Source organism: Arthrobacter sp. TJ-236 (assembly GCF_058269235.1).
Genome location: NZ_JBZCNI010000001.1, coordinates 1,046,965 through 1,073,512, shown reverse-complemented (window position 1 = coordinate 1,073,512; position 26,548 = coordinate 1,046,965). Strand labels below are relative to the sequence as shown.

Genomic DNA, 26,548 nt, shown 5'->3' with positions numbered 1-26,548 from the left:
ACGCCCGTCAGTTCCGGAGAAAGACAGCCGCCGCACGCCGGCTCAGGACGTCCCGGCTCACGTCCGTTCGCCCCCGCTGAATTTGTTTCCCGTCAGCTCAGGTAGGGAGCGCCCAGGCAGGTTGCTCGTCAGCCGTCCGTTCCGTCGAGGAGCTCGTGCGCTGTCAACGGTCGCGGTGTCGCCTCGATGACCGTCGCGCTTCCCGCAGGCCCGGTCGTCGAGCCGGCGCGCTGGGCGCGGGCCGTTCCCAGGAGACTGACATCCGCGTGCTGCCCCGCAGGGGTAGCAACTGCCCCGTCTCCCGGCGCCTCGGCCGCGGCGTCGACCACCTCGAGTGACGCCGAGTCGAACGCGCCGATCCTTCGGGCGGTGGGGAGAACGCGCGACTCGAGCGCACCGATGAACGCGTTGTACCGCTCGACCGACGTGGTCAGCGACGCGCCGAGCCGTGTGACATGGCCGCCCATCGTGCCCAGGCGCTCGTAGAGCTGCTTGGAGAGTTCGAACAGCTCCCGGGCGTTGTCCGTCAGGACCGCCTGCCGCCAGCTGAACGCCGCGCCCTTGAGGATGCCCAGCAGCGAGACCGGCGAGGCGAGCGCGACGTTCCGGCTGAACGCGTAGTCGAGCAGCTCCGGATCCGCCCGCAGTGCCTCGGAGAGCACGGACTCGACGGGGATGAAGCAGATGACCAGTTCGGGGGAGTTGGCCACCCCTTCCCAGTACTTCTTCCGGGCGAGCGCGTCGACATGGGCGCGCACGGCCTTCGCATGCTGACGCAGCAGCTCCGCGCGCCGCGCGTCGGTGTCCGCAGGCGCGGAGGCGGTGCAGTCGTCGGCGGTCTCGGGGTGCTCCTGGGCAGCGAGGAACGCGCTCAGCGGCACCTTCGCATCGATCACGAGCTGTTTGTCTCCGGGCAGCCGGACCACCATGTCGGGCCGGGCGATCGCGCCGTCGCTGCCGGTGACCGAGACCTGCTCCAGGAAGTCGACGCGCGAGAGCATCCCCGCTGCCTCGACGACGCGCCTCAGCTGCACCTCACCCCACTGGCCCCTGGCACTGGTGCTGCGGAGGGCGCCGGCGAGCGACTGCGTGGTGTGCAGCAGCCGGGCGTCCGCCTCGCGGGCTTCCTCGAGCTGCCGGGCGAGCTCTCCGTACTGCTCGACGCGATCGCGCTCGAGGAGTCCCACCTGTCGCTGCACCTGGGTCAGCTTCTCGGCGACGGGCGCCAGCGCGCGCAGCACGTCCTGGTCCGCCGACGTCCTGCCGGTCAGTTCACGGTTGTGCTGCTGCAGCAGGTCCCGCTGCGCGGCGGCAGCGGCGAGCTCCGTCGTGGTGCGCCCGAGGCGCTCGGCGACGTCGTCGAGCTCGATCCGCAGGCCGTCGTCGCGCGAGCGGAGCGTTCGCAGCGTGAGGAACGCCCCGAGCGCACACCCGACGAGGAGGGCGAGGAGAACCAGGAGAACGGTGATTGTGCTCATGCCCACACTGTCGCAGTACGCTCCGACATTCAGCGGTCAGGACACAGGCGAGCGCCGGGGCACAGGCCGGTAGACTCGACTCCCGTGGCTCTTACTATCGGCATCGTCGGACTGCCCAACGTCGGCAAATCAACCCTCTTCAACGCGCTGACGCGCAACAACGTGCTGGCTGCGAACTACCCGTTCGCGACCATCGAGCCGAATGTCGGTGTGGTGAGTCTGCCCGACTCGCGTCTCCAGAGTCTGGCCGAGGTGTTCGGATCGAAGCAGATCCTGCCGGCCACCGTGTCCTTCGTCGACATCGCAGGCATCGTCAAGGGCGCGTCCGAGGGTGAGGGCCTCGGCAACCAATTCCTCGCCAACATCCGCGAGGCTGAGGCGATCGCCCAAGTCATCCGCGTGTTCGACGACCCCGACGTCATCCACGTCGACGGCAAGGTTGACCCCCGCTCCGACATGGAGACCATCAACACCGAACTGATCCTCGCCGACCTCCAGACGCTCGAGAAGGCGATCCCGCGCGTCGAGAAGGAAGTCAAGATCAAGAAGCGCGAGGCCGCGCAACTCGCCGCCATGCAGGCGGCGCAGACCGTCCTCGAGCGCGGTGACACCATCTTCGCCTCCGTGACGAGCGACAAGCTCGAGATGGAGCACCTCCGCGAACTCAGCCTGCTCACCGCCAAACCGTTCATTTACGTCTTCAACGTCGACGACGCCGTGCTCGGCAGCCCGGAGCGCCAGGCGGAACTACGGGAGCTCGTCGCGCCCGCCGACGCCATCTTCCTCGACGCCAAGCTCGAGGCCGACCTCGTGGAGCTCGATGAGGCCGAGGCACGCGAGATGCTCGAGATGAACGGCCAGGAGGAATCCGGCCTCGACCAGCTCGCACGCGTGGGCTTCCACACCCTCGGCCTGCAGACCTACCTGACGGCGGGCCCGAAGGAGAGCCGCGCCTGGACGATCAAGAAGGGTGCGACGGCGCCCGAGGCCGCAGGCGTCATCCACTCGGACTTCCAGCGCGGCTTCATCAAGGCGGAGGTGGTCTCGTTCGAGGACCTCATCAGCGCCGGGTCGATGAGCGAGGCGAAGTCCCGTGGCAAGGTGCGCATCGAGGGCAAGGAATACGTGATGTCCGACGGCGACGTGGTGGAGTTCCGCTTCAACGTCTAGGCAGTTCATCCGAATCAGCAGACATGCCGCCCTCCATGACACTTTCGGAGGGCGGCATGCCTGTGAGTGAACCGGGGCGCGTGCGTCGGCTCAGGGAGTGCTGAGGGCTTCGTCGACGGTGTCGATCACCACGCGATAGCGCTCGATCAGCTCCGCCTGGGGGCCGTCGAAGATGGCGAAGGGAAGTGCGGTCACGGAGACGGTGACGGCGGTGCCGTCCTCCGCGACCGCGTTGCGGGTCTGGTAGCCGGGGATGTCGCCTGAGTGGCCCCAGGCCGTTCCACCGCTCAGCTCGGTGCTCTCGATCCCCAGGCCGTACCGGGATCCGGGGAAGAGCTCGTCGCCGGTGGGGATGCCGGAGAGCATCTGATCGAGCTCGGCCGGTTCCAGGAGTTCTCCGTCGAGGACGGCTTGCATGAAGGTGTTGAGCTCGGCAGGCGTGGACACCATCGCTCCGGCTGCCCAGGCCGAGGAAGGATCGGCCTCGGTGATGTCGCCCAGTTCCCCGTCCGGTTCGACGTGGTAGCCGAGGGGATGGTCTCCTCGAAGTCCTCTGTCACCCGGTCCGGGCAGGTAGGTGTGATCGAGGTCCAGGGGTGTGACGATGCGGTCGTGGATCTGTTCGGCCAGGGGTCGTTGCGCGATACATTCGATGATGAGGCCCAGAGCGATGTAGTTGGTGTTGGAGTATTCGTGCCGTTCCCCCGGGGGGAAGGTTGCGGGCCGCTCGAGCGCCAGGTCGAGCACGTCCCGCGGTGAGCGGTAGACGTCGCGCTGGGCAAAGGGCTCCGCGGCGATGACGTCGGCGTACTCGGGGAGGCCGCTGGTGTGCTGGAGCAGCTGGCGGACCGTGATGGCGTCAGGGTCGATCCCCTCGCCCTCGATGATGCCGGGCAGGTACGTGTCGACACTCCGGTCCAGCTCGAGGCGTCCTTCCTCGACGAGTTGAAGCGCCACCACCGCGGTGAACGTCTTGGTCGCGCTCCCGATACGCACCTCCGCATCTGCGGGGACGGGGGCATCGGTGGCGAGGTCGGCTGTGCCGGCGGTAGCGGTCTGCGCGGTGCCGTCCGGAAGGGTGCGGGTCACGATTGCGGCCGGGTACCCCTCGTCGACAAGTCGTTCGGCGATGCTGGTCAGCACCTCCGGTACGTCCTGGGAGGCGTCGGGTGCAGGCGAGGACGTGCAGGCGGTCACCGTGAACGTGGCCATCAGTGCGGTCGCGACGACCGTGAAGGCGGGTGTGCGTCTCATGTCAGTGCCCCGATGTCATGGAGGGGATGGTCCCTGATGCGCGCCTTCGGCGCCTGTGCCGTCGGACGAGGAGTGCCGCGCAGGTGAGGGTGATGACTCCGGAGGGAATCGAGAGCGCCACGATGGGAACCACCGTGGTGGTCATGATGTTGGCGGGCAGCGCTGCGATGAGGAGGGCCCAGAGCAGGGCGGTGCGGGCGGGCTCATGCTTCGGGGGATGAGTCGAGTAGGTCACGTGGTGTCCGATCGGGTTGGGGGGTCAGCGGAGGGTCAGAGGCTGCGGCGGTTGAGGACGACGGCGGCGCCGGTCAGGAGGAGTGCGGTCAGGACAGTGAGAGCTCCGAGAGCGGCGATGCCGGTGACTGCATCGGGTGCACCGATCACGGCATGGGACAGGGTCACGGGCATGAGCTGTGCCCAGATCGGGAGGGTCCCCGTGGCGAGCTGGAGGATCGCCAGGAGGATCGGTTCCAGGACCAGGACGCTCAGCATGACCAGGACCGCGGTGAGCTGATTTCGAAGGAGCAGGCCGGTGGCGAGTCCGATCAGGCTCAGGAACGTGATGACCAGGACCCCGCGACCGAGGGTCCCCAGGATGTCGGGCAGGCCGGCCGCCATGGCCGTGCCGTCGAGGATCAGCGCGAGGAACAGGCTGGCGATGGACACCGCCGCGAGGATGAGTCCTGTTGCGGCGCCGATCAGCGCGGTGGCCTCGACCTTGGCGAGCACGATGCGCTCACGACGCGGTTCGGCCAGTGCCGCGCCGACCATGCCGCCGAACCGGAAATCACCGGTACCGGCGAGGACTCCGAGGAGTATGACGGCGATGAGGACGATCCCCACGGAACTGCCGGCTCCCAGAGGATTGAGGACGGCCAGCTGCTCGGAAGCCAGTGCCATGTCGATGACCGGGAGCTCGCTGGTGACCTCCGGGCCGGCGGCTCCGCTGTCGACGAGGTGAGGCAGCAGGACGGTGGAGGTGAGCTGCGTGGCGATCAGCCCGAGCGCCGCGATGAGGACGGCGAGTTTCGTCGCGGGGATGGTGATGAGCTTCAGAGTTTCAGCGCGCAGCATGGGTGATCCGTTCGGAGGCGTTGATCATGGAGAGGTAGAAGTGCTCGAGGTCGCCGTCGGACGCGGTGAGGGCGTCGGCGAGGGTGGTCGCCGAGCGCACCCGACCGTCCGTGACCACCACGATGTCGTCGGCGACCTGCGCCACGTCGGCGAGGATGTGGGAGGACAGTAGGACACTGCCGCCATGGTCGGCGAAGGAGCGCAGGTACCGCTTCAGCCAGTGGATCCCGGCAGGATCGAGGCCGTTCGCGGGCTCGTCGAGAACGAGGATCTTCGGGTCGCCGAGGATCGCCGTGGCGATGGCGACGCGCTGGCGCATGCCGAGGGAGTAGTCACGGATCCGGCGATCGGCGTCGGCGCTCAAGCCGACGATCTCGAGCACCTCCTCGACACGGGCCGTCCCGTGGTAACCCTGAGCGGCGGCGATCCTCAGATGCTGCCGGGCGGTACGGCCGGGGTGGAGACCGCCGGCATCGAGCACGGCTCCGACGAGCCGCGTCGGATCGGGCAGGTGGCGGAAGGGCTTGCCGAACACGAGCGCTTCTCCCGCGTCGGGGGCCACCAGACCCAGCAGCATACGGATGATCGTGGTCTTGCCGGCACCATTGGGGCCGAGGAGGCCCGTGACGCGGCCGGCGCCGACGGTGAAGGTGATGTCCTCCGCCCGCCGGACACCGCGGAAGGACTTCGAGAGGTGCTGGACGAGGAGGGGTTCATTCTCTTGTTCGTTCATATTTCGAGGGTGTCAATCAGGTGCGTCCCGCACCCCCGCCGCAGGACCAGTCCCGCACTGGCCATAAGGACAGTCGGCGCCGGAGCGGCCGTGGCTGACCGGTATGCCCGTGGTTGACTTAGTCCGTGAGGTCCATGCGAAGCCGGCGGCTGGCGAGGGACTGCGCGCTCCTCACGAGGTCGGCATCCGACCGTCAGCCCTCACGCCTGCGCGTGGTCGCCCCACCCGTCGTCGTTCTCGTGAGTGCGGTCATCTACCTCGTCATCGGAACCACGGATCTCCTGCAGCCGCCTCAACCACTCGCTCTGACGGCGCTGCACGCGGCTCTCGCAGCCGGTCAGGCCGCCGCACTCCTCTTCCGGTACAGAGCCGCAGCGCCGGTGTTCACCATCGTCGTGATGCTCCAGACGGCTCTCCTCGCCCTCAGCGGCGCGGACCTGGGACTCGGGGGCCTTGCGGTCGCCATCGCCGCCTTCCACGTCATCCGGTGGGCACCACGGCCACAGGCGTGGCTGTACCTGGCGGCGCTCGCAGTCGTGAGCAGCGTCGTCGTCCTCGGGGTGGCACTGGGCGGGCCCCAGCCGCCGCTGCTCACCGTCGCCGTGGTCGCCGGGCGCCTGGTCGCCGAGTACGCGGCACCGGCACTGGTCGCGGAATTCGTCCGCAATCGCGCGCACCTCGCCGTTGCTGCGCAGGAACGCGACGAGCTGATCCGCCGCGAGAAAGTCCGCGACACCGCTCAGCGGCGGCGGGCCGAGCAGACCGCGCTCGCCCGGGAGTTGCACGACATCGCCGGACACCATCTGTCCGGCATCATCGTCACCGCACAGGCGGCAGGAACACTCATCGACAAGGATCCGCTCCGCACACGGGCCATGCTCCGTGAACTCGAAGGAGAAGCCCGGGCCATGATGATCGATCTCCGCAGGACCGTCGGTCTGCTCCGCCCTGAACCGGACACGGAGGCCGACACCGGCGATGTCCGGGCGCCAGGCGGCACCCCGGGACTTGATGACCTCCCGCAGCTGATCGACGCCGCCGTACGCCGCGGTCAGATCGTCACCTTCAGGACCACGGGGGAGCCGACTCAGCTGGGGCCTGCCGCCCAGGCGACGGTCTACCGCGTGGTCCAGGAATCGCTCGCCAACGCCGCCCGCCATGCTCCTGGCGCCGCGTGCGCGGTGACGATCGAGTACACCTCCGACTGCACTGTGCTCACCGTGGAGAACACGTCGACCATCCGCTTCCGGGAGGTCACCCACGCTCAGCCGCCACCGGTCCGCGACCGTGACAGGGACGGGTACGGGCTCGTCGGCATGCATGAGCGAGCGACGCTCATCGGAGCCGAGCTCGTCACCGGACCCACCGAAGCCGGCGGCTGGAGCAACCAGCTACGGATCCCGACTTCCGAACCAGGAGCACCACGATGATCCGTGTCCTCATCGCCGATGACCAGGTCATCGTCCGCGCCGGACTGGCTGTCCTGCTCGACTCGGCCGCTGACATCACCGTCGTCGGGGAGGCCGAGAACGGTCGGGACGCCATCCGGCTGACCACGGAACTCCGCCCCGACGTCGTGTGCATGGACATCCGGATGCCCGTTCTGGACGGCGTCGCCGCGACGCGCGTCATCTCCGCCGACGCCACCCTGAGCAGCGAGATCCTGATCCTGACCACCTTCGACATCGACGACGACATCTTCGCCGCCCTCGAAGCAGGGGCCGCGGGCTTCCTCCTCAAGGGCGCCGACGAGGACACGCTGCTCGACGCCGTCCGCTCGGTCGCCCAGGGCGACGGCACCCTCGACCAGCGGCTGACCCGGCGGATCCTGCAGGAGTTCGTGCAGCGCCGCCCACCCAGACCACCGGCCGATGTACGCGCTACGCTTCCCTCGCCGCTCACCGACCGGGAGATCGACGTCCTCCGGCTTCTCGCGCAGGGCCTCTCGAACGCCGAGATCGCCGCACAACTCTTCGTGGAACAGACCACCGTCAAGTACCACCTCGCTCATCTGCTCGAGAAGACGGGGGCTCGCGACCGCCTCCAGACCGTCCTCTGGGGCATCCGGACAGGTACCGTCACCGTCGGGTAGCCGAGCCGGCGGGTGGTAAGCCCCCTCGATGGTGTCCACCCTGCTGTTCCGACTCGCCTCACCGGCTGTTCATCCGCGGTCAAGGCGCCATGTTCCAGCACGGTGAACGCTGGCGCCATGACCTCCTTCCCACGCGCCGACATCTCCCGCCGCAGCATCGTCAAGGGCTCCGTCCTGGCCGCAGTCCTGGCGTCCGCTCCCACCGCGGTGAACGCGACGCCCCTGACTCGTTCACCCGGCGGGGTCGCCCTGGTCCGCAACCGCCTGACGCTTCCCAGCGGCATCGCGACGGGTGATGTCACCTCGGATTCCGCGGTGCTGTGGTCGCGTTCCTCGGCCGCAGGCCGGATGAGGGCCGTCCTGCGTGCGGTGGGCGACGATGGTGAGATCCTTCGGGGCCGCGGCGCGTTCGAACGGACCTATCGGGGGCCCCGTGCCACCGAGGCGTCCGACTTCACGGCCAAGATCCACGCGGGCCATCTCCCGCCCAACACACGTTTCGCCCTGGAGGTCAGCTTCGAGGACGACGGCGGCGCCGCCGGCGAAGCGGTGGCGGGAACCTTCTGCACGGCGCCGGACAAGGGCGCCGTCAACGGCAAGGGCCATGCCGCGGGGAAGGGCGCCACGGGGGCGTCGAGCGGGCAGAGTTTCGTCTGGACCGGTGACACCGCCGGTCAGGGCTGGGGCATCAACGAGGAACTCGGGGGAATGCGCGGGTACCGGACCATGCATCAGACCCGCCCGGACTTCTTCATCCACTCCGGTGACACCATCTACGCGGACGGACCTTTGGCCGAGACCGTGGTGGAGCAGGACGGCCAGGTGTGGCGGAACCTCGTGACGGAGGAGGTGTCCAAGGTGGCCGAGACCCTCACCGAGTTCCGCGGCAGGCACCGGTACAACTCCATGGACGTGAACATGCGAGCGCTCTTCGCCGACGTGCCCGTCATCGCCAACTGGGACGACCACGAGACCACCAACAACTGGTACCCCGGCGAGATCCTGGACGATCCCCGCTACACCGTGCGGGACGTCAACACGCTGGCAGCGCGCGGACGGCAGGCATGGCAGGAGAACATGCCCATCGCGGACAGCGCGGCGGTGTGGCGGCCGGGGAAGGTCGACGACGCCGGTCAGTACCAGCCTACACGCATCTACCGCAGGATCAGCCGTGGTCCGCAGCTGGATGTCTTCTGCCTGGACATGCGCACGAACAAGAGCCCGAACACCGACGGCAAGGAGGCTCGCCGGACGAGCATCCTGGGGCAGGAGCAGGTGGACTGGCTCATCCGCGAGGTGAGCAGGTCCAAGGCCACGTGGAAGGTGATCGCCGCGGACCTGCCGCTCGGCATCATCGTGCCCGATGGTCCGGTGAACCAGGAGAGCCTCGCCAACCGGGATCCCGGCGCACCGCTCGGCAAGGAACTGGAGATCGCAGGAGTGCTCAGTGCCTTCAAGCGGAACGGGGTCAAGAACATCGTCTGGCTGACAGCGGACGTGCACTACTGCGCAGCACACCACTACTCACCGGCACGCGCAGCGTTCACCGACTTCGACCCGTTCTGGGAGTTCGTGGCCGGCCCCATCGCCGCGGGGTCGTTCGGCCCCAACGCCATGGACGCCACGTTCGGCCCCGAGGTGGTGTTCTCGAAGGCGGGTCGCTTCCCGGGCGAGTCGCCGCGCAACGGGGAGAACCAGTTCTTCGGCCACGTGCAGCTCGACGACGACACCTTCACCGTCAGCCTGCGCGACGCCACCGGGTCCACGGTGTTCTCGAAAGTGCTGACGCCGCAGCAGTGACCAACGGGACAGCAGCGGGGGAGCGGCCGCTCACCACATGCGGCTGTTGGTCTCCGACACGAAGCCCCGGCCGTCGGAGAACCAGTGGATGGTGGTGCTGTTCCGCGCCGTCGGCGTCGTGAGCTCCGCGAAAAGGTCTGCATTGAAGCGGTTGTTGAGCTCCGGCGAGCTCAACACGGTCTCCTTCGTGATCACGAAGACGGGCCCCTTCAGGCCCTTGCTCTGGATCGACAGATGCACTTCCCTGTGCTGGTCGAGCCTGGCCTTCAGCGCACCGATGGCTGCCTGCACGTTCGCGTCGTCGTCCCAGACGGCCGCGTGCTTGTCCACGAACAGCCACGCCATGTCTCTCCCGTCGCCCGGCGCCACGGAAGCACCCGATCCTCCTAGCAAAGCACCGAGCCGGAGGCGCGATCAAGCGCGAGCCGTGACCGACGTCGTCGTTCCTGCCTGCTAGGCGGCGACGGTGCTGCGCTGAGTCGGCACAGCGGGAACCCGAGGCCGAGGGCAGAACGGCTCGGTGAGCGTTTGTTGCAGCTCGGTAACAACCGCCAGCGCCCCGACCCGATGGATACCTGCCGGTAACAAACAGCACCTAGGCTGTGGCTCACGTGAGTGTCGTCACCCTGAAGGGTCGCGTATCGGCTGTCATGCAACTCCGCGTGAGGCTGGAACCACATTATGAAATAGGAGGCGGAATGCGTTTCGGACGTACTTCCAAAGCAGTGGGAGTTGCTGCTGTCGCAGCTCTCGCACTGAGCGCCTGCGCTGCCAACACGGGTACCGAGACACCCGAGGAGAGCGCTGAGGGCGAAGCAACGGGCGGAAACATCCGTGTCGTCGAGGTGAACGGATTCAGTTCCTTCAACTCGAACAGCTCTGAAGGCAACGTGGACATCAACGGACGCATCGCCTACGCGACGCACTCCGGCTTCGTCTACATCGACAACAACCTCGAGGTCGTCGAGAACACGGACTTCGGCACCATGGAGGTCCTCTCCGAGGATCCCCTGAGCGTCAAGTACACGGTCAACGAAGGCGTCAACTGGTCCGACGGAGAACCAGTCGACGGCGGGGACCTGCTCCTCCACTGGGCCATCGGCTCCGGTCACTTCAACGACGCCACCACCGACGAGGCCGGCGAGGTCGTCTCCGGCGCCACGTACTTCGACTACGCCGGTGACACGACGGGCCTCGGACTGACCTCGCTGCCCGAGATCGGCGAGGACGGACGGTCGCTCACGCTCGAGTACTCCGAGCCGTTCGCGGACTACCAGGTGGCCTTCGGCCTCATGACCGAGGGTGGCATCTCCACGCCGGCCCACGTGCTGGCGGAGAAGGGTGGCCTCGCTGACGAGGACGCGCTGATCGAACTGATCGAGACCTCACCCGAGGGCGATCCCGAGAACCCGCAGGAGCGCCCCGAGCTCCAGGCGGTCGCCGACTTCTGGAACACGGGTTTCGACACGAAGTCACTCCCCACGGACCCGTCCCTGTTCCTCTCGAACGGACCGTTCATCGCCTCCGCGATGACCCCGGACCAGTCGATGACCCTGACGCGCAACGAGGACTACTCGTGGGGTCCCGAACCGAAGGTCGACGAGATCACCGTCCGCTACATCGGTGAGGCCCCCGCCCAGGTCCAGGCCCTGCAGAACGGCGAGGCGGACATCATCGCGCCGCAGGCGTCCGCGGACACCGTGGAACAGCTCGAGGCTCTCGAGGGCGTCAACGTCAACCGCGGCAATGAGCTCTCCTACGACCACCTGGACCTCAACTTCAGCGGCGTCTTCGCCGAGGAGAGCGTCCGCGAGGCCTTCATGAAGACCGTGCCGCGCGAGCAGCTCGTCGAGACCATCGTGCGGAAGCTCAACCCCGACGCCGAGCCGCTCGATTCGCAGCTCTTCCTCGCGGACCAGGAGCCCTACGAGGAGTCGGCAGCCAACAACGGCTCCGAGGCCTACGCGGAGCAGGACATCGAGGGTGCACGCGAGCTGCTCGCAGGAGCAACCCCCGAGGTCCGCATCATGTACAACCGTGACAACCCGAACCGACTGAACGCTTACACGCTGATCGCTGAGTCCGCCCAGCAGGCCGGTTTCCGCGTCGTGGACGGTGGCCTCGGTGCTTCCGACTGGGGCGCCGCACTCGGCAACGGCACGTACGACGCGACGATCTTCGGCTGGATCAACTCGGGCGTCGGCGTGTCCGGTGTCCCGCAGATCTTCAAGTCCGGCAACGGTTCGAACTTCAACGGTTTCTCGAGCCCCGAGGCCGACGCCCTGATGGACGAACTCGTCGTCACGACCGATCCCGCCGAGCAGGATCGTCTGCAGGTCGAGATCGACAAGCTGATCTGGGACTCGAAGTACGGATTGCCGCTCTTCCAGGTCCCCGGTGTGGACGCGTACAGCGATGCCGTCACCGGCGTCGAGTACATGCCCAACCAGACCGGCGTGTGGTGGAACTTCTGGGATTGGCAGATCACCCAGTAGGGACACCGATCAGCTCCTGAACAGCTGCATCGAGGAAAGCGCCGGGACGGCGGAACCAGTCCGTCCCGGCGCTTTTTCGCGTTCCCGCGCGGCGACCCGCTGCGGCCTGCAGGCCGCAGCGGGGCCCGGACTGATTGGGATCCGCCACTTTCTGCGGCACCTGAGGCCTGCACTACACTTCTGCGATAGCACGGGTGCATCCCGCCCGACTTCAACATTGAGGCAACAAAATCCATGGTGACCTACATCGTCCGGCGTCTTGTCACGGCCGTTCTCATCCTGCTGGGTGCGTCCTTCATCGTGTACCAGCTGACGGCCCTCTCGGGTGATCCCCTCGAGGACCTCCGCGCCAGCAACGCCCCCAACCGCGACCAGCTCATCCAGGCCCGGACGGAGCTGCTCGATCTCAACACCCCGGCGCCCCTGCGGTACTTCGGGTGGCTCGCCGGAGCGGCCAAGTGCCTCGTGCCCTTCGCGGCCACCTGCGACCTCGGGTCGAGCATCCAGGGCGAGGCCGTCACCTCCTCGCTGATCCGCGCGATGGGCAACACCATCACGCTGGTCACCACCGCCACGGTGCTCGCGATCATCATCGGCATCTCGCTCGGCATCCTCACGGCGCTCCGCCAGTACAGCGGTCTGGACTACGGCGTGACCTTCATGTCGTTCCTCTTCTTCTCCCTGCCGATCTTCTGGCTCGCAGTGCTCCTCAAGGAGTTCGGCGCAATCGGCTTCAACAACTTCCTCGCGGATCCGCAGATCCCACCGACGACGATCCTCGTGGTCGCGATCGCCAGCGGCCTGATTTGGTCCCTCTTCACCGGCAGGTCCTGGAAGCGGAAGGGGATCGCCTTCGTGCTCGGGGCGGTCGTGGCCGCGGCGCTCCTGTTCGTCCTCGATCTCGTGAACTGGTTCTCGAACCCCGGGCTCGGTCCGATCGTCATCCTCGTCACAGGTGTCGGCATCGCCTTCGGCGTCGTCGCGCTCACGGCCGGTCTCCGTAACCGGAAGGCCCTGTACTCGGCGTTGATCGTGGTCGCCCTCGGCCTGGTGGCCTATTACGTCGTCAACCCGATCCTGAACGGCGCCACCATCTGGATGATCGTGATCCTCGCCGCGGTCACGGTGCTCGTCGGTCTCGGCGTCGGCTATCTGATGGGTGGCTACGACCGCGGGCAGAGCATGCGCGCGGGGGCGATCACGGGCTTCCTCATGGGGCTGCTCATCGTCATCGACCGCTTCATGGTCACGTGGCCCTCCTACGTGAACAACGGTCGCATCCGCGGCAGGCCCATCGCGACGGTCGGCGCGGAGACCCCCGGGCTCGACGGCACGTTCTGGGTGAACGGACTCGACACCTTCACTCACCTCCTGCTGCCCACGCTGGCGCTGCTGCTGGCCTCCCTTGCCAGCTACAGCCGGTACTCCCGCGCGTCGATGCTCGAGATCATGAACATGGACTACATCCGTACGGCGCGGGCGAAGGGCCTCAGTGAGCGCACCGTCGTGATGCGGCACGCGTTCCGGAACGCACTGATCCCGCTGGCGACCCTCGTGGCCTTCGACGTCGGAGCGCTGATCGGCGGTGCCATCATCACCGAGCAGGTCTTCGCCTTCTCCGGGATGGGACAGCTGTTCGTCCAGGCCCTCGGCCGGACCGATCCCGACCCGATCATGGGCTTCTTCCTCGTGGCGGGCATCCTGGCGCTGGTCTTCAACCTCGTCGCCGACATCGTCTATTCATTCCTCGACCCGCGCGTAAGGGTAAAAGCATGAGCATCCAGACCCCCTCGGACCTCCCTCTCGGAGAGCAGGCAACCGTGACGGGCCCCACGCACCCCGCGCCGGAGCCCGACGCCAAAGGCCTGTCCCAAGGGCAGATCGTCCGCAGGAAGTTCCTCGACAACACCGCCGCGATCGTCAGCCTCGTGATCTTCGCGATCGTCTTCCTCCTGGCGTTCACCTCGGTGGGCTTCGCCGGCATCCCCGGGTGGTGGAAGTACAACCACACCGAGTTCGTGCCCCTGGTCAACGGTGGTGCCCCCACCGTCACGGGTCCGTTCAGCTGGGGTGATCACCCGTTCGGCCAGGACTCGATCGGCCGCGACTACTTCGCCATGACCATGCGTGGTACCCAGAACTCGCTGATCATCATGTTCATCATCGGCTCCCTCGCGGGCCTCATCGGTGTGGTGGTCGGTGCGTGCTCGGGGTACTTCCGCGGTGCCTCCGAGGCCGTCCTGATGCGCCTGACCGACGTCATCATCATCATCCCCGTGGTGCTCGCCGCCGCGACGCTCGGCGAGGCCGTCAACCGCTTCGTCGGTCCGGGTGCGCAGATCTGGCTGCTCGGCATCTTCCTCGGCCTGGTCCTCTGGACCAGCCTCGCCCGGCTCGTCCGCGGTGAGTTCCTGTCGCTGCGCGAGCGTGAGTTCGTGGACGCGGCCAAGATCGCCGGGGCGTCGAACGCCCGCATCATCTTCAAGCACATCCTGCCGAACGCTGTGGGCGTGATCATCGTGAACACCACGCTGCTGATGTCCTCGGCCATCCTGCTCGAGACCGCGCTCAGCTACATCGGGTTCGGCGTGAAGGCGCCGGATGTCTCGCTCGGCCTGATCATCAGTCAGAACCAGGAGGCGTTCCAGACGCGGCCGTGGCTGTTCTGGTTCCCCGGGCTCTTCATCGTGCTCATCTGCCTGTGCATCAACTTCATCGGCGACGGCCTGCGCGACGCCTTCGATCCGCGCCAGAAGAAGTTCAACGCGAGCAGGACCAAGGACGAGAAGCCGGCGGCCGCGTGACCGACCGTCTAGGAGCCGAGCCCCAGGGTCACGGCACCGGCGCCGACCAGCGCGACGGCGACGGCGAGCTGCGCCCAGTTGACGGAGTGCCGCACGCTCGCGGCGTCGTCGACGTCGATCCTGCCGGCGTCGACCATCTCCTCCCAGCGGGCGCGCACCAGGTAGGCGGCGTACCCGGAGTCGGAGTTCTTGAGGTCGCCGGGCCGGATGGAACCGCCGGGTCCGTAACTCGTGGACGGCAGATGCGTCACATGTTCGGCCTTGCCGGAATGGGTTCCCCAGACGCCGGGCGCCGGAGCGGCCCAGGCCGTGTAGGAGCCCGACGGCGTGACCAGCTTCAGCGCGTACTTCGTGTCGACGTCGATGAGACGCGACCACGGCACGGTGACGGTCACCAGCGGGTTGCGGATCGTCACGGCTTCCGTGGCGATCACGACCACGGGGTACCAGAACAGCCACCAGCCCACGTAAGCGACGCCGATCAGCGGCCAGCCCGACGCCAGACCGACCGGACCCTCGGTCGCGATGATCGACGCGAGGCCGGCGGCCGCGACCAGCACCGCGAGGCCCGTGAACCACGGAGCGGTTCTCGGTTTGAACACGGTGGACCCGGCCGCCTCGAAGCTCTTCATGCATCAATGGTCCCAGCACCACCGCTGCACCCGGCAATCCAGGAGACCCCGCGTACCCGCGGCGGCTCCGCCACGAAGGAGAACCTCTCATGAGCACTCAGGTCATCGGAACCACCGGGGACGACGGCGCGGGGCGGCCCGCCTCGCAGGGGCCGGTCCTCGAGGTCCGGAACCTCAGCGTCGACTTCGGGGTCGACAAGAAGTGGGTGCCCGCGGCGATCGACCTCAATTACGAGGTCAACGCGGGCGAGGTGCTCGCGATCGTGGGGGAGTCGGGCTCGGGCAAGAGCGCGAGCTCCATGTCGCTGCTCGGGCTGCTGCCCTCCAACAGCCGTGTCACGGGCGAGGTGCTCCTCAACGGCGCCTCGGTGCTCACGATGTCCCCCGCGAAGCTGCGGCAGATCAGGGGCAACGATGTCGCGGTGATCTTCCAGGAGCCGATGACCGCGCTGAACCCCGTGTACACCGTGGGCTTCCAGATCGTGGAGACACTGCGGCTGCACAACGAGATCTCGCCCGACGAGGCCAAACAGCGTGCCCTGCGGTTGCTGCAGATGGTGGAGCTCCCCGACCCCGACAAGGCGTTCCGGTCCTACCCGCACCAGCTCTCCGGCGGGCAGCGTCAGCGCGCCATGATCGCACAGTCGCTCTCCTGCGACCCGAGGCTGCTGATCGCCGACGAACCGACCACGGCCCTCGACGTCACCGTGCAGGCCGAGATCCTCGACCTCATGCGGAACCTGCGCAACCAGCTCAACAGTGCGATCGTGCTGATCACCCACGACATGGGCGTGGTCGCGGACCTCGCAGATCGTATCGCGGTGATGCGCAAGGGCCGGATCGTGGAGACGGGCACAGCGGACGAGATCTTCAACAACCCGCAGCACGAGTACACGAAGGCACTGCTCGCTGCGGTGCCGCACCTCGGTCAGGGCGCCGGGAACGACGACGTCGACATCACCGCCGCACTCGCGGCGGCCACCCACACCGAGCTGCAGACGGTGGACCACGACGAACTCGAACGCCGTGAGCGTGAGGTGCTCTCGCAGCTCCCGGACGAGGAGGTGCCGGCGAAGCCGACCGCAGCGCCGGTGCTCGAGCTCGTGGACGTCGCCATCGAGTATCCGAAGCAGGGCCGGGTCCCGGCCTTCCGCGCCGTCGAGGGCGCCAATCTCACGGTCTACCCCGGGCAGGTCATCGGGCTCGTGGGGGAGTCGGGATCCGGCAAGACGACGATCGGGCGTGCTGCGGTGGGCCTGTTGTCCGTCGCCGCCGGTTCCCTGAAGGTGGTCGGGACGGACATCTCGGGCCTCCGCCCCACCTCCAAGGAGCTCGTCGAGGTCAGGCGTCACGTGGGCATGGTGTTCCAGGACCCGTCGTCGTCCCTCAATCCGCGCCTGCCCATCGGCGAGAGCATCGGCGAGCCCATGTTCCTCGCCGGTGAGGCGAAGGGCGGCGAGCTGCAGAAGCGCATCGAGTCGCTGCTCGACCAGGTGGAGCTTCCTCGCGCCTACCGCAACAGGTACCCGCACGAACTCTCGGGCGGTCAGAAGCAGCGCGTCGGGATCGCCCGCGCCCTGTCGCTGAAGCCGAAGCTCATGGTGGCGGACGAGCCGACGTCGGCCCTGGACGTGTCGGTGCAGGCGAAGGTGCTGGAGCTGTTCCAGAACCTGCAGCGCGAGCTCGGGTTCGCCTGTCTCTTCGTCACGCACGACCTCGCGGTGGTCGACGTGCTGGCCGACTACATCTGCGTCATGCAGCGCGGACGGATCGTGGAGCAGGGCACGAGGGACCAGATCCTCAGGAGTCCGCAGGACCCGTACACGCAGCGACTCCTGGCCGCCGTTCCGCTGCCCGACCCGGTGAAGCAGCGCGAGCGCCGCGAACTCCGGGCCAGGTTGATGGCGACGAGCGACTGACAGTCGGGGCGGGGTCCAGCCGGACGATCTCCACGGCGATCCCGGGAGTCATCCGGGTGCCGCCACATCTCTGGACCGGATCGAGCACCACACGAGCGGCCTCCGATGACGGAGGCCGCTCGTCCCGCATCCGGCACCACCCGAGATAACAATTGCCCCACGATGCGGCTGCGAGGTGCCGCACCCGTGCCACCCCTTCGGATCCCCGTGATGACGCCCCGTGGGTGCCCGGGTGTCCCTGCGCAAGGTGCTTGCTTCTCACACTTGTCCGCTTCCGGGCCACCTTTTCCAGGCCCTTGACATGAAAGCGCTCTGTAGGCTTAGTACCCATCATCGTGTCCGGAGTGCGGGCCGGCACGCTCATCGCGCCCGCCACGCATCAACGAAGGAGAACACCCGTGAGTATCAAGAACAGGGAAGAGGCTGCCGACAGTCCGCCCTCTCCTGCTGATTCGACCACCCGCACGAAGCCAGAACGCGGAGCGCGTCTGGCGCTCCCGGTCTTCATCCCGGCGTCCGCGCTCATCGTTCTCTTCGTGGCCTACGCGCTGATAGCACCGGATTCCGCGTCCGGTCTGTTCGCCGGGATCCAGGAGAACGTGATCGGTGCGTTCGGCTGGTATTACGTAGCGCTGGTCGCGTTCTTCGTCGTGTTCTCCCTCTGGGTCGGGTTCAGCCGCTACGGTGACATCCGCCTCGGGAAGGACGACGACAAACCGGAGTTCTCCACGATGTCCTGGTTCGCGCTGCTCTTCGCAGCGGGCATGGGGATCGGCCTGGTGTTCTGGGGCGTCGCCGAGCCGCTCAACCACTTCGCCAGTCCTCGCCCCGGGGCAACGGGCACCGAGGTGCAGCTGGGGCAGCAGGCCATCACGCAGACCTTCCTCCACTGGGGGCTGCACGCGTGGAGCATCTACGTGGTGGTCGGCTTGTCGATCGCCTACGCCGTTCATCGCAGGGGCCGCCCCATCTCCATCCGCTGGACCCTCGAGCCGCTCCTCGGTGACCGGGTCAAGGGTGGGTGGGGTCACGCCATCGACGTCGTCGCGCTCGTCGGAACCCTGTTCGGCGTCGCCACGTCGCTCGGTCTCGGTGTACTGCAGATCTCGTCCGGACTCGACAGCGCAGGAATCCTCGCTGCGACCGAGGCCACCCAGGTGGGCCTGATCATGTGCATCACGGCGCTGACCATCGTGTCGGTCATCTCCGGGGTCGGCAAGGGCATGAAGTGGCTCTCGAACATCAACCTCGTGCTGGCCGGCGTCCTGCTGCTCGTGGTCCTGTTCGCAGGCCCCACCCTCTTCCTCCTGCGTGAGTTCGTGCAGTCGATCGGCAACTACCTCCAGAACGTCGTCGGCCTCACCTTCAACACCCTTGCGTTCTCCGGCGCCGAGGGCGAGGCCTGGCAGGCTGCATGGACCACCTTCTACTGGGGTTGGTGGATGTCCTGGGCCCCGTTCGTCGGCATCTTCATCGCCCGGATCTCCAAGGGCCGCACTGTCCGGGAATTCGTCGCCGGCGTGCTGCTGGTCCCCACGACGCTCGGCTTCCTCTGGTTCTCCGTCCTCGGCGGATCGGCCATCTACCGGGAGATCTTCGGCCAGGGCGGCCTGATCGCCGAGGACGGGTCGGTGGACACCGAGAACGCGCTGTTCGGCCTCCTCAGTGAACTGCCGGGCGGCCCCGCCCTGCTCATCGGAGCGATCCTCCTCATCGCCATTTTCTTCATCACCTCCGCGGACTCCGGTGCCCTGGTGATGAGCATGATCTCCACGGGCGGGGACCCCAATCCGCGGAACTGGATCAGGGTCTTCTGGGCCGGTCTCGCCGCGCTCGTCGCGATCGCCCTGCTGCTGGTGGGCGATACGGGTCTGAGCTCCATCCAGACGGCCGCGATCCTGACCGCCTTGCCGTTCAGCGTCGTCATGCTCCTCATGTGCATCGCCACGGCCAAGGCCTTCCACGGTGAGCACCGTGCCTGGCAGGCAGCCCAGCGGCTTGCCGCAGCGACCGCGATGGCGGACCGCGTCAGCGACCAGGTGAGTGAGTCCATGTCCGATCAGGTGGAACGCCAGGTACAGGAGCACCTCGCCGACTACTCGACCGACCAGGGGGCGGCGCAGGGTACGCCTGCGTCCCCGGTGCGTGGTATCCGCCGGCCGGGACATATCGACTGACCGCGCCGTAGGGCTCGCCAGGCGAGAAGCGACTGCAACGGCGGTTCCCTCCGGGGGCCGCCGTTGCGGTTCGTTCAGGACGCCCTGAGTGCCCGTAGACGGGCGCATTAGGTCGGTTTTTCCGCAGCCCCTAGAATGGGGGCAGGGCGAGCGCTGTAGCCGCCACCATACTCCCTGCAGTAGTTATCGAATTGAGTACTCACGCATGTCCGAAACCACAGGCAACACCGCTGTTCGCAGCGACCTCCGCAACGTAGCCATCGTGGCGCACGTTGACCACGGAAAGACGACCCTGGTCGACGCCATGCTGAAGCAGACCAATTCGTTCGCGTCCCACGGCGACGTCGCCGACCGCGTCATGGACTCGGGTGACCTCGAGCGCGAGAAGGGCATCACGATCCTCGCGAAGAACACCACGGTGTTCTACGACGGCCCCGCCGCCAAGGGCGAGACCATCACCATCAACGTCATCGACACCCCCGGCCACGCCGACTTCGGCGGCGAAGTTGAGCGCGGCCTGTCGATGGTCGACGGGGTCGTCCTCCTCGTCGACGCGTCCGAGGGTCCGCTGCCCCAGACCCGCTTCGTGCTCCGCAAGGCCCTGGCGGCGAAGCTCCCCGTGATCCTCCTGGTCAACAAGACGGACCGCCCGGACTCCCGCATCGAGGAGGTCGTCAGCGAGTCGATGGACCTGCTCCTCGGCCTCGCGTCCGACCTCGCCGACGAGGTCCCCGACCTCGACCTCGATCTGATCCTCAACGTGCCGGTGGTCTACGCCGCAGCACGCGTGGGCGCCGCCTCGATCGAGCAGCCGGAGAACGGCAGCGCGCCGTCGAACGACAACCTGGAGCCCCTGTTCCAGACGATCATCGACCACATCCCCGCGCCCCGCTACAACCCGAACGGCGTCCTGCAGGCACACGTCACCAACCTCGACGCCTCGCCGTTCCTCGGCCGCCTCGCCCTCCTCCGGATCTTCAACGGCACGCTCCGCAAGGGCCAGACCGTTGCCTGGGCCCGCCAGAACGGCGAGCTGAAGACCGTCAAGATCACCGAGCTGCTCGCCACGAAGGCGCTCGACCGCGTGCCCACCGAGTCCGCGGGCCCGGGTGAGATCGTCGCCGTCGCCGGTATCGAGGGCATCACCATCGGTGAGACCCTGACCGACGTCGACAACCCGCAGCCGCTGCCGCTGATCACGGTCGACGACCCGGCCATCTCCGTCACCATCGGTATCAACACCTCGCCGCTGGCCGGCAAGGTCAAGGGCGCCAAGGTCACGGCCCGCCAGGTCAAGGACCGCCTCGACAAGGAGCTCATCGGCAACGTCTCGCTCCGCGTGCTGCCCACCGCGCGTCCCGATGCGTGGGAGGTCCAGGGACGTGGCGAGCTCGCGCTGGCCATCCTCGTGGAGCAGATGCGACGCGAGGGCTTCGAGCTCACGGTCGGCAAGCCGCAGGTCGTCACCCGGACCGTCGACGGCAAGATCCACGAGCCGATGGAGCACATGACCATCGACGTCCCCGAGGAGTACCTGGGTGGCGTCACGCAGCTCATGGCAGCCCGCAAGGGTCGCATGACCAACATGGCGAACCACGGTACGGGCTGGGTCCGCATGGAGTTCATCGTGCCCGCCCGCGGCCTGATCGGCTTCCGCACCCGCTTCCTGACAGACACGCGCGGCGCCGGTATCGCCGCGTCCATCTCCGAGGGCTACGAGCCGTGGGCCGGTGACATCGAGTACCGCACCAACGGTTCGATGATCGCCGACCGCTCCGGCGTCGTGACCCCGTTCGCGATGATCAACCTGCAGGAGCGCGGCTCGTTCTTCGTGCAGCCCACCTCCGAGGTGTACGAGGGCATGATCGTCGGCGAGAACTCGCGCGCCGACGACATGGACGTCAACATCACGAAGGAGAAGAAGCTCACCAACATGCGTGCGGCTTCGTCGGACACCTTCGAGAACCTGACCCCGCCGCGCAACCTCACGCTCGAGGAATCCCTCGAATTCGCCCGCGAGGACGAGTGCGTGGAGGTCACCCCGGAGACCATCCGCATCCGGAAGGTCATCCTCGACGCCAACGAGCGCATGCGCGCCTCGCGTTCACGCGCCCGCGCCTGATCCGCGTAGCCCCAGCACCCCGATGACAGACGACGACGCCGGTGCCTCCCCAGCAGGGGAGGGCCGGCGTTCGTCGTTCCCGGGGGACGCAGGCACACCGCTCACGGCGGCCTCCGAAGCATCCGGAACGGCGGACGCCGGGACACCGCTGACGGCGGCCGCCGAGGGGCATCGCACGGGAGCGGGGATACCCGGTGCTGCCGATATCGGTCGCACCGGACCGCCAGCAGCGGACGGAGTGGTACCCGGACGCCGCACGGCGATCCTCGGCAGCCTCGCGGCAGGCGTGGCGGGAGGCGTGTTCGGGACGCTCCTCCACGGTCAGCTGCTGTCCGTCGGCGGGTCACAGCTGCAGGTAGGAGCCGTCGCGGCACTGATCCTGGCCGGAAGCCTCTTCCTGTACTGCGGGTTGTGGGCGAAGAACGTGATCATGACGGCCTTCGCGGGTGGTGTCGCCTACGGCGTCGTCGCGCTGCTGTCGTCGGCGTCGTCGAAGACGCTCATCCTCACCGGGTCCTCCGAGGCCGCACCCGCGGTGGCCGTCGCGGGCAACGTCTGGCTGTTCGGGGTGCTCGTGGTGACGCTCGTGGCCGTCGCCCTCGGCGCCGTCGTGCTGCGTCGGTCATCCCGTCGGTAGGGGTGTCGGCGGCCGGACAGCAGGTGCAACGAAGGCGCAGGCACCCTCGGCGCGGCCCGTATCGCGCTCTGGGCAGCGTGTGTCAGTGGGTCAGTCGGCCGTGCGGTCGAGGTGGTGCGCGAGCATGATCGAGGTGGCCGTGCCGTCCTCGTCGGGCCCGCGGCGCACGTAGTCCTCGAAGACCTCGCGCACGCGCCCCATGAGCTCCGCGCGGTGCTCGTCGTTGAGTTTCACACCGAGCCGCCACACGTCGATCTCCGAAGGCTGCAATCCCTCGATCTCCTGCAGGAAGGTCTCCACGAGTACGGGGGCCGAGTTCGGCATGCGGCTGCGCCAGCTGAGGCCGGTGGCGCGGTACGGGATCTCCTTCGCGCCGCGGTTCCCGGTGCGCGGCTGCTCCGCCGCGAGGAACCCGGTGGAGAGCAGGGTCCTCACGTGGTGCAGGGCGGTCGCAGGATTGAGGTCCAGCGTCTCGGCGATCTCCTTGTTGGTCCGCGGCCTGTGCAGGCAGAGGCGGAGGATGCGGAGGCGGACGGGGGAGCTGAGCGCCCGTCCGCGAGCCTGGAGGTCCTCGTCCATGTCCATGCGTCGATTGTACGGGGGGCGAGCTCTTCGATTGACGCTCCCAATCACTGCAGGGCGTCCCGCGGGACGGTCAGCGTCGTGGTGCGCGGCGTTCCGGCGCGGGCGGTACGGGCTTCGCGGACGCGACGTCGGCGAGGAGCACGACGTCGTCCCCCCGCCGTGTGCGGACGGTGCAGGACGACGTATCCCGGGCCACGAGGTCCCCGAGGGAGTCCGTCCATCCTCCCTCGATGCGGCGCCGCACCACCACCCGCGTCCCGAGGGGGAGCGAGGTGAGGAGTTCGATGGCTGACGGCATGCTCCCAGCCTAGAGGCCTCGACCTCCGCCCTCGGGGCCTCCGGACCGTGCCCGGGGCGGCACCGGTCAGGACGCCGGGTAGCCGTCTGCGAGCCCACCGGTGGTCCTGACGCGTCGGAGGGTTGGGTTAAGCTGGACGGAGTACCGACGGTGCGCCAGCCGACCCCAGTCACAAGGAAAGGCGTGGGAAGTGACCTACGTAATCGCGCAGCCCTGCGTGGATGTCAAGGACAAGGCCTGCATCGAGGAGTGCCCTGTCGACTGCATCTACGAGGGCGAGCGGTCGCTCTACATCCAGCCCGACGAGTGCGTGGACTGCGGCGCGTGTGAACCGGTCTGCCCGGTCGAGGCGATCTACTACGAGGACGACACCCCCGAGCAGTGGGCCGAGTACTACAAGGCGAACGTCGAGTTCTTCGACGTCCCCGCGCCCTCCGGATCAGCCCTCGGCTCGCCCGGCGGCGCCGCGAAGGTCGGTAACGCGGGCTTCGACCACCCGATCATCGCGGCCCTGCCGCCCCAGAACCAGCCCGCGTAGGTGACGGTCGGCGCGCCCTTCGGGCTGCACCTGCCCGACTACCCATGGGATGCGATGGTTCCGTACCGGGAGATCGCCGCCCGGCACCGCGACGGGATCGTGGATCTCTCGATCGGCACACCCGTCGATCCGACGCCCGAGCTCCTGCAGCAGGCGCTCGCCGGTGCCGCCGACGCCCACGGATACCCCACCACCCACGGCACCCTCGCGCTGCGCGAGGCGATCGCAGCCTGGTTCGAGCGCCGCAGGTCGGTCCCCGGCGTCGATCCGAAGGACGTCCTGCCCACCGTCGGCTCGAAGGAACTCGTGGCTTGGCTCCCGCTCCTGCTCGGGCTGCGGCAGGGCGACGTCGTCGTCCGCCCCACCGTCGCGTACCCCACCTACGACGTCGGTGCGCACCTCGCCGGAGCCACCCCGGTTGCAGCCGACTCCCTCGCGGATCTCACGGACGAGATCCGCGCGCGTGTGCGCCTGGTCTGGATCAACTCACCGGGTAATCCGACCGGTGACGTCCTCGGGGTCGACGCCCTCAAGGCCATCGTGGACGACGCCCGGGCGCTCGGGGCCGTCGTCGCCTCCGACGAGTGCTACGGAGAGCTCGGCTGGGGCGCCTGGGACCCCGCCGAGGGCGGCGAGGCCGTACCGAGCGTGCTCGATCCCCGCGTGACGGGCGGCTCGCACGAGCTGCTCCTGGCCGTGTACTCGCTCAGCAAGCAGTCGAACCTCGCCGGCTACCGGGCCGCCTTCACGGCGGGGGACCCCGCGATCATCGCCAACCTCGTGAACTCGCGGAAGCACGCCGGGATGATCGTGCCCTACCCCGTGCAGGAGGCCATGCGCGTGGCGCTCGGGGACGACGCGCACGTGGCGGGCCAGAAGGACGTCTACCGCCGTCGCCGCGCGCAGTTGATCCCCGCGCTCGAGGGCGCCGGGTTCACCCTGCACGGGTCAGCCGCGGGTCTGTACCTCTGGGCATCGGACGGCAGGCCCACGTGGGAAACCATCGCATGGCTCGCCGGGCTCGGGATCCTCGCGGGTCCTGGCACCTTCTACGGTGATGCCGGCAACGGCTTCGTGCGCGTGGCCCTGACCGGCTCCGACGAGAGGATCGAGGCCGCCGTCGCCCGCCTCGCCTCAGCCGAGCGCTGATCCGCGCCCGCACCCGCGCAGCCATCCGAGGCGCAGCCGTAGACCGATCAGCCCGGTCTTCGGGTGCCGGGAATTAGTGATCAGGACCCTGTGACGGTAGCGTTTGGACCGAACCGTGCTGTCCGGAGTGACGCGTGTCCTCCTGCGAAGATGATCGGGGCCCCGCCCCGCTCCCGCTCCTGAAGGAGAGTCAATGACCGAGCAGAATGCTGCGTCCCTGCACTACGCCGGTGGCGAGCTGAGCCTGCCGCTGGTGCCCGCCGTCGAGGGCAACAACGGCTACGACGTCTCGAAACTGCTGAAGCAGACGGGTCAGGTCACCTTCGACCCCGGCTTCATGAACACCGCCGCGACGACGTCGGCCATCACCTACATCGACGGCGACGCAGGGATCCTGCGGTACCGCGGCTACCCGATCGAGGAGCTGGCGAAGAACTCGAGCTTCCTCGAGGTCTCCTACCTGCTCATCTACGGGAACCTGCCCACACCCGAGCAGCTCACCGGGTTCGACGGGCGGATCCGTCGCCACACGCTCCTGCACGAGGAGCTCAAGGGCTTCTTCGGAGGCTTCCCGCGGGACGCCCACCCCATGCCCGTGCTGTCCTCGGCGGTCTCGGCGCTGTCCACGTTCTACCAGGACTCCCTGGACCCGTTCGACGACGAGCAGGTGGAGCTCTCGACGTTCCGCCTCATGGCCAAGCTGCCCGTCATCGCGGCGTATGCGCACAAGAAGTCCATCGGCCAGCCGATGCTCTACCCGGACAACTCCATGAACCTCGTGGAGAACTTCCTGCGGCTCTCCTTCGGTCTGCCGGCCGAGCCCTACGACCTCGACCCGATGATGGTCAAGGCCCTCGACCTGCTGCTCATCCTGCACGCCGACCACGAGCAGAACTGCTCCACCTCGACCGTGCGGCTCGTGGGCAGCTCCAACGCGAACATGTTCGCCTCCGTCTCGGCGGGGATCAACGCCCTGTTCGGTCCGCTGCACGGCGGTGCCAACGAGGCCGTGCTGAACATGCTGCGCGACATCCAGGCCAAGGGCATGCAGCCCGAGGACTTCATGGAGAAGGTCAAGAACAAGGAAGACGGCGTGAAGCTCATGGGCTTCGGGCACCGTGTCTACAAGAACTACGATCCCCGCGCGAAGATCGTCAAGGCTACGGCCCACGACATCCTGAGCAAGCTCGGCGGCAACGACGAACTGCTCGACATCGCGATGCGGCTCGAGGAGAAGGCCCTCGCGGACGACTACTTCATCGAGCGGAAGCTCTACCCGAACGTCGACTTCTACACGGGCCTCATCTACAAGGCCATGGGCTTCCCGGAGAAGATGTTCACCGTGCTGTTCGCCATCGGGCGCCTCCCGGGCTGGATCGCCCAGTGGCGCGAGATGATGCAGGACCCCCAGACGAAGATCGGGCGCCCGCGCCAGCTGTACACGGGTGAGGGCGAGCGCCACTACCCGGCCAACTGACCCGGTCCACCCGAGGACGACGGCGGCCGCCCACCTGCAGGTGGGCGGCCGCCGTCGTTCGTGGGGGCGAAGGGTCCATCAGAACCTTTATACAGCGTTGGTGTGCCCTCGTGC

23 protein-coding genes are annotated in these 26,548 nt (G+C 67.8%); 14 read left to right on the top strand and 9 right to left on the bottom strand.

Features of this window, described 5'->3' with window-relative positions:
* Nucleotides 1-128: 128 nt before the first annotated feature.
* On the bottom strand, nt 129-1,478 hold the full coding sequence (locus tag AC4D16_RS04910) for a DNA recombination protein RmuC (RefSeq protein ID WP_490954154.1): 1,350 nt from the start codon (nt 1,476-1,478) through the stop codon (nt 129-131).
* 84 nt (nt 1,479-1,562) lie between these two features.
* Here AC4D16_RS04910 and ychF point away from each other — a divergent pair, with 84 nt between their 5' ends.
* Entirely contained in the window at nt 1,563-2,648 is a 1,086-nt protein-coding gene (gene ychF, locus AC4D16_RS04905; protein ID WP_490954153.1) for a redox-regulated ATPase YchF, read from the top strand.
* 90 nt (nt 2,649-2,738) lie between these two features.
* Here the strand turns inward: ychF and AC4D16_RS04900 are convergent, their stop codons facing one another.
* The 4 genes from AC4D16_RS04900 to AC4D16_RS04885 are packed head-to-tail and all read right to left on the bottom strand — an operon-like array spanning nt 2,739 to nt 5,709.
* Nucleotides 2,739-3,902 (bottom strand): serine hydrolase domain-containing protein, encoded by a 1,164-nt coding sequence (locus AC4D16_RS04900; RefSeq protein ID WP_490954152.1) that lies wholly within the window; start codon nt 3,900-3,902, stop codon nt 2,739-2,741.
* Between the two features lies 1 nt (nt 3,903).
* A complete protein-coding gene (locus AC4D16_RS04895; protein ID WP_490948629.1) occupies nt 3,904-4,137 on the bottom strand; it encodes a hypothetical protein in 234 nt (77 codons plus the stop codon).
* Nucleotides 4,138-4,172: 35 nt separating this feature from the next.
* Complete coding sequence (locus AC4D16_RS04890; RefSeq protein ID WP_490954151.1) at nt 4,173-4,976, bottom strand: hypothetical protein; 804 nt, start codon at nt 4,974-4,976, stop codon at nt 4,173-4,175.
* Complete coding sequence (locus tag AC4D16_RS04885) at nt 4,963-5,709, bottom strand: ABC transporter ATP-binding protein (protein WP_490954150.1); 747 nt, start codon at nt 5,707-5,709, stop codon at nt 4,963-4,965. Before AC4D16_RS04885 ends, AC4D16_RS04890 begins: the two co-directional genes overlap by 14 nt.
* A gap of 134 nt (nt 5,710-5,843) precedes the next feature.
* Here AC4D16_RS04885 and AC4D16_RS04880 point away from each other — a divergent pair, with 134 nt between their 5' ends.
* The 3 genes from AC4D16_RS04880 (at nt 5,844) to AC4D16_RS04870 (ending at nt 9,601) form a co-directional block, all read left to right on the top strand.
* Complete coding sequence (locus AC4D16_RS04880) at nt 5,844-7,139, top strand: sensor histidine kinase (protein WP_490954675.1); 1,296 nt, start codon at nt 5,844-5,846, stop codon at nt 7,137-7,139.
* Nucleotides 7,136-7,801 carry a response regulator gene (locus tag AC4D16_RS04875; protein ID WP_490954149.1) on the top strand — a complete coding sequence of 222 codons (666 nt, stop codon included), beginning with the start codon at nt 7,136-7,138 and terminating at the stop codon, nt 7,799-7,801. Before AC4D16_RS04880 ends, AC4D16_RS04875 begins: the two co-directional genes overlap by 4 nt.
* A gap of 117 nt (nt 7,802-7,918) precedes the next feature.
* A complete protein-coding gene (locus tag AC4D16_RS04870; RefSeq protein ID WP_490954148.1) occupies nt 7,919-9,601 on the top strand; it encodes an alkaline phosphatase D family protein in 1,683 nt (560 codons plus the stop codon).
* 30 nt (nt 9,602-9,631) lie between these two features.
* Here AC4D16_RS04870 and AC4D16_RS04865 read toward each other — a convergent pair whose 3' ends face one another.
* Nucleotides 9,632-9,946, bottom strand: coding sequence for a hypothetical protein (locus AC4D16_RS04865; RefSeq protein WP_490948634.1), 315 nt, complete (start codon nt 9,944-9,946; stop codon nt 9,632-9,634).
* Between the two features lie 380 nt (nt 9,947-10,326).
* Between AC4D16_RS04865 and AC4D16_RS04860 the strand changes: the two genes are divergently transcribed.
* From AC4D16_RS04860 to AC4D16_RS04850, 3 genes are all read left to right on the top strand, one after another.
* Complete coding sequence (locus AC4D16_RS04860; protein WP_490948635.1) at nt 10,327-12,096, top strand: ABC transporter family substrate-binding protein; 1,770 nt, start codon at nt 10,327-10,329, stop codon at nt 12,094-12,096.
* Between the two features lie 234 nt (nt 12,097-12,330).
* A complete protein-coding gene (locus AC4D16_RS04855; protein ID WP_490948636.1) occupies nt 12,331-13,872 on the top strand; it encodes an ABC transporter permease in 1,542 nt (513 codons plus the stop codon).
* A complete protein-coding gene (locus AC4D16_RS04850; protein ID WP_490948637.1) occupies nt 13,869-14,900 on the top strand; it encodes an ABC transporter permease in 1,032 nt (343 codons plus the stop codon). Before AC4D16_RS04855 ends, AC4D16_RS04850 begins: the two co-directional genes overlap by 4 nt.
* Before the next feature lie 8 nt (nt 14,901-14,908).
* Here the strand turns inward: AC4D16_RS04850 and AC4D16_RS04845 are convergent, their stop codons facing one another.
* Nucleotides 14,909-15,532, bottom strand: coding sequence for a PH domain-containing protein (locus tag AC4D16_RS04845; protein ID WP_490954147.1), 624 nt, complete (start codon nt 15,530-15,532; stop codon nt 14,909-14,911).
* Between the two features lie 89 nt (nt 15,533-15,621).
* Between AC4D16_RS04845 and AC4D16_RS04840 the strand changes: the two genes are divergently transcribed.
* The 4 genes from AC4D16_RS04840 (at nt 15,622) to AC4D16_RS04825 (ending at nt 22,387) form a co-directional block, all read left to right on the top strand.
* Nucleotides 15,622-17,451: an ABC transporter ATP-binding protein gene (locus AC4D16_RS04840; RefSeq protein WP_490954146.1), complete on the top strand. Its 1,830-nt coding sequence runs from the start codon at nt 15,622-15,624 to the stop codon at nt 17,449-17,451.
* Between the two features lie 398 nt (nt 17,452-17,849).
* Entirely contained in the window at nt 17,850-19,628 is a 1,779-nt protein-coding gene (locus tag AC4D16_RS04835) for a BCCT family transporter (RefSeq protein WP_490954145.1), read from the top strand.
* A 205-nt stretch (nt 19,629-19,833) separates the two neighbouring features.
* Entirely contained in the window at nt 19,834-21,750 is a 1,917-nt protein-coding gene (gene typA, locus AC4D16_RS04830; RefSeq protein ID WP_490948641.1) for a translational GTPase TypA, read from the top strand.
* Between the two features lie 22 nt (nt 21,751-21,772).
* Nucleotides 21,773-22,387 (top strand): hypothetical protein, encoded by a 615-nt coding sequence (locus tag AC4D16_RS04825; RefSeq protein ID WP_490954144.1) that lies wholly within the window; start codon nt 21,773-21,775, stop codon nt 22,385-22,387.
* A 90-nt stretch (nt 22,388-22,477) separates the two neighbouring features.
* Here the strand turns inward: AC4D16_RS04825 and AC4D16_RS04820 are convergent, their stop codons facing one another.
* Nucleotides 22,478-22,972: an ArsR/SmtB family transcription factor gene (locus AC4D16_RS04820; RefSeq protein ID WP_490948643.1), complete on the bottom strand. Its 495-nt coding sequence runs from the start codon at nt 22,970-22,972 to the stop codon at nt 22,478-22,480.
* A gap of 70 nt (nt 22,973-23,042) precedes the next feature.
* Nucleotides 23,043-23,270: a putative acetyltransferase gene (locus AC4D16_RS04815; RefSeq protein ID WP_490954143.1), complete on the bottom strand. Its 228-nt coding sequence runs from the start codon at nt 23,268-23,270 to the stop codon at nt 23,043-23,045.
* 190 nt (nt 23,271-23,460) lie between these two features.
* Here AC4D16_RS04815 and fdxA point away from each other — a divergent pair, with 190 nt between their 5' ends.
* From fdxA to AC4D16_RS04800, 3 genes are all read left to right on the top strand, one after another.
* Entirely contained in the window at nt 23,461-23,808 is a 348-nt protein-coding gene (gene fdxA, locus AC4D16_RS04810) for a ferredoxin (RefSeq protein WP_490948645.1), read from the top strand.
* Nucleotides 23,809-24,957, top strand: a complete 1,149-nt coding sequence (gene dapC, locus AC4D16_RS04805; protein WP_490954142.1) for a succinyldiaminopimelate transaminase — start codon at nt 23,809-23,811, stop codon at nt 24,955-24,957.
* A 193-nt stretch (nt 24,958-25,150) separates the two neighbouring features.
* Nucleotides 25,151-26,434 (top strand): citrate synthase, encoded by a 1,284-nt coding sequence (locus AC4D16_RS04800; RefSeq protein WP_490948647.1) that lies wholly within the window; start codon nt 25,151-25,153, stop codon nt 26,432-26,434.
* Nucleotides 26,435-26,548: the final 114 nt, after the last annotated feature.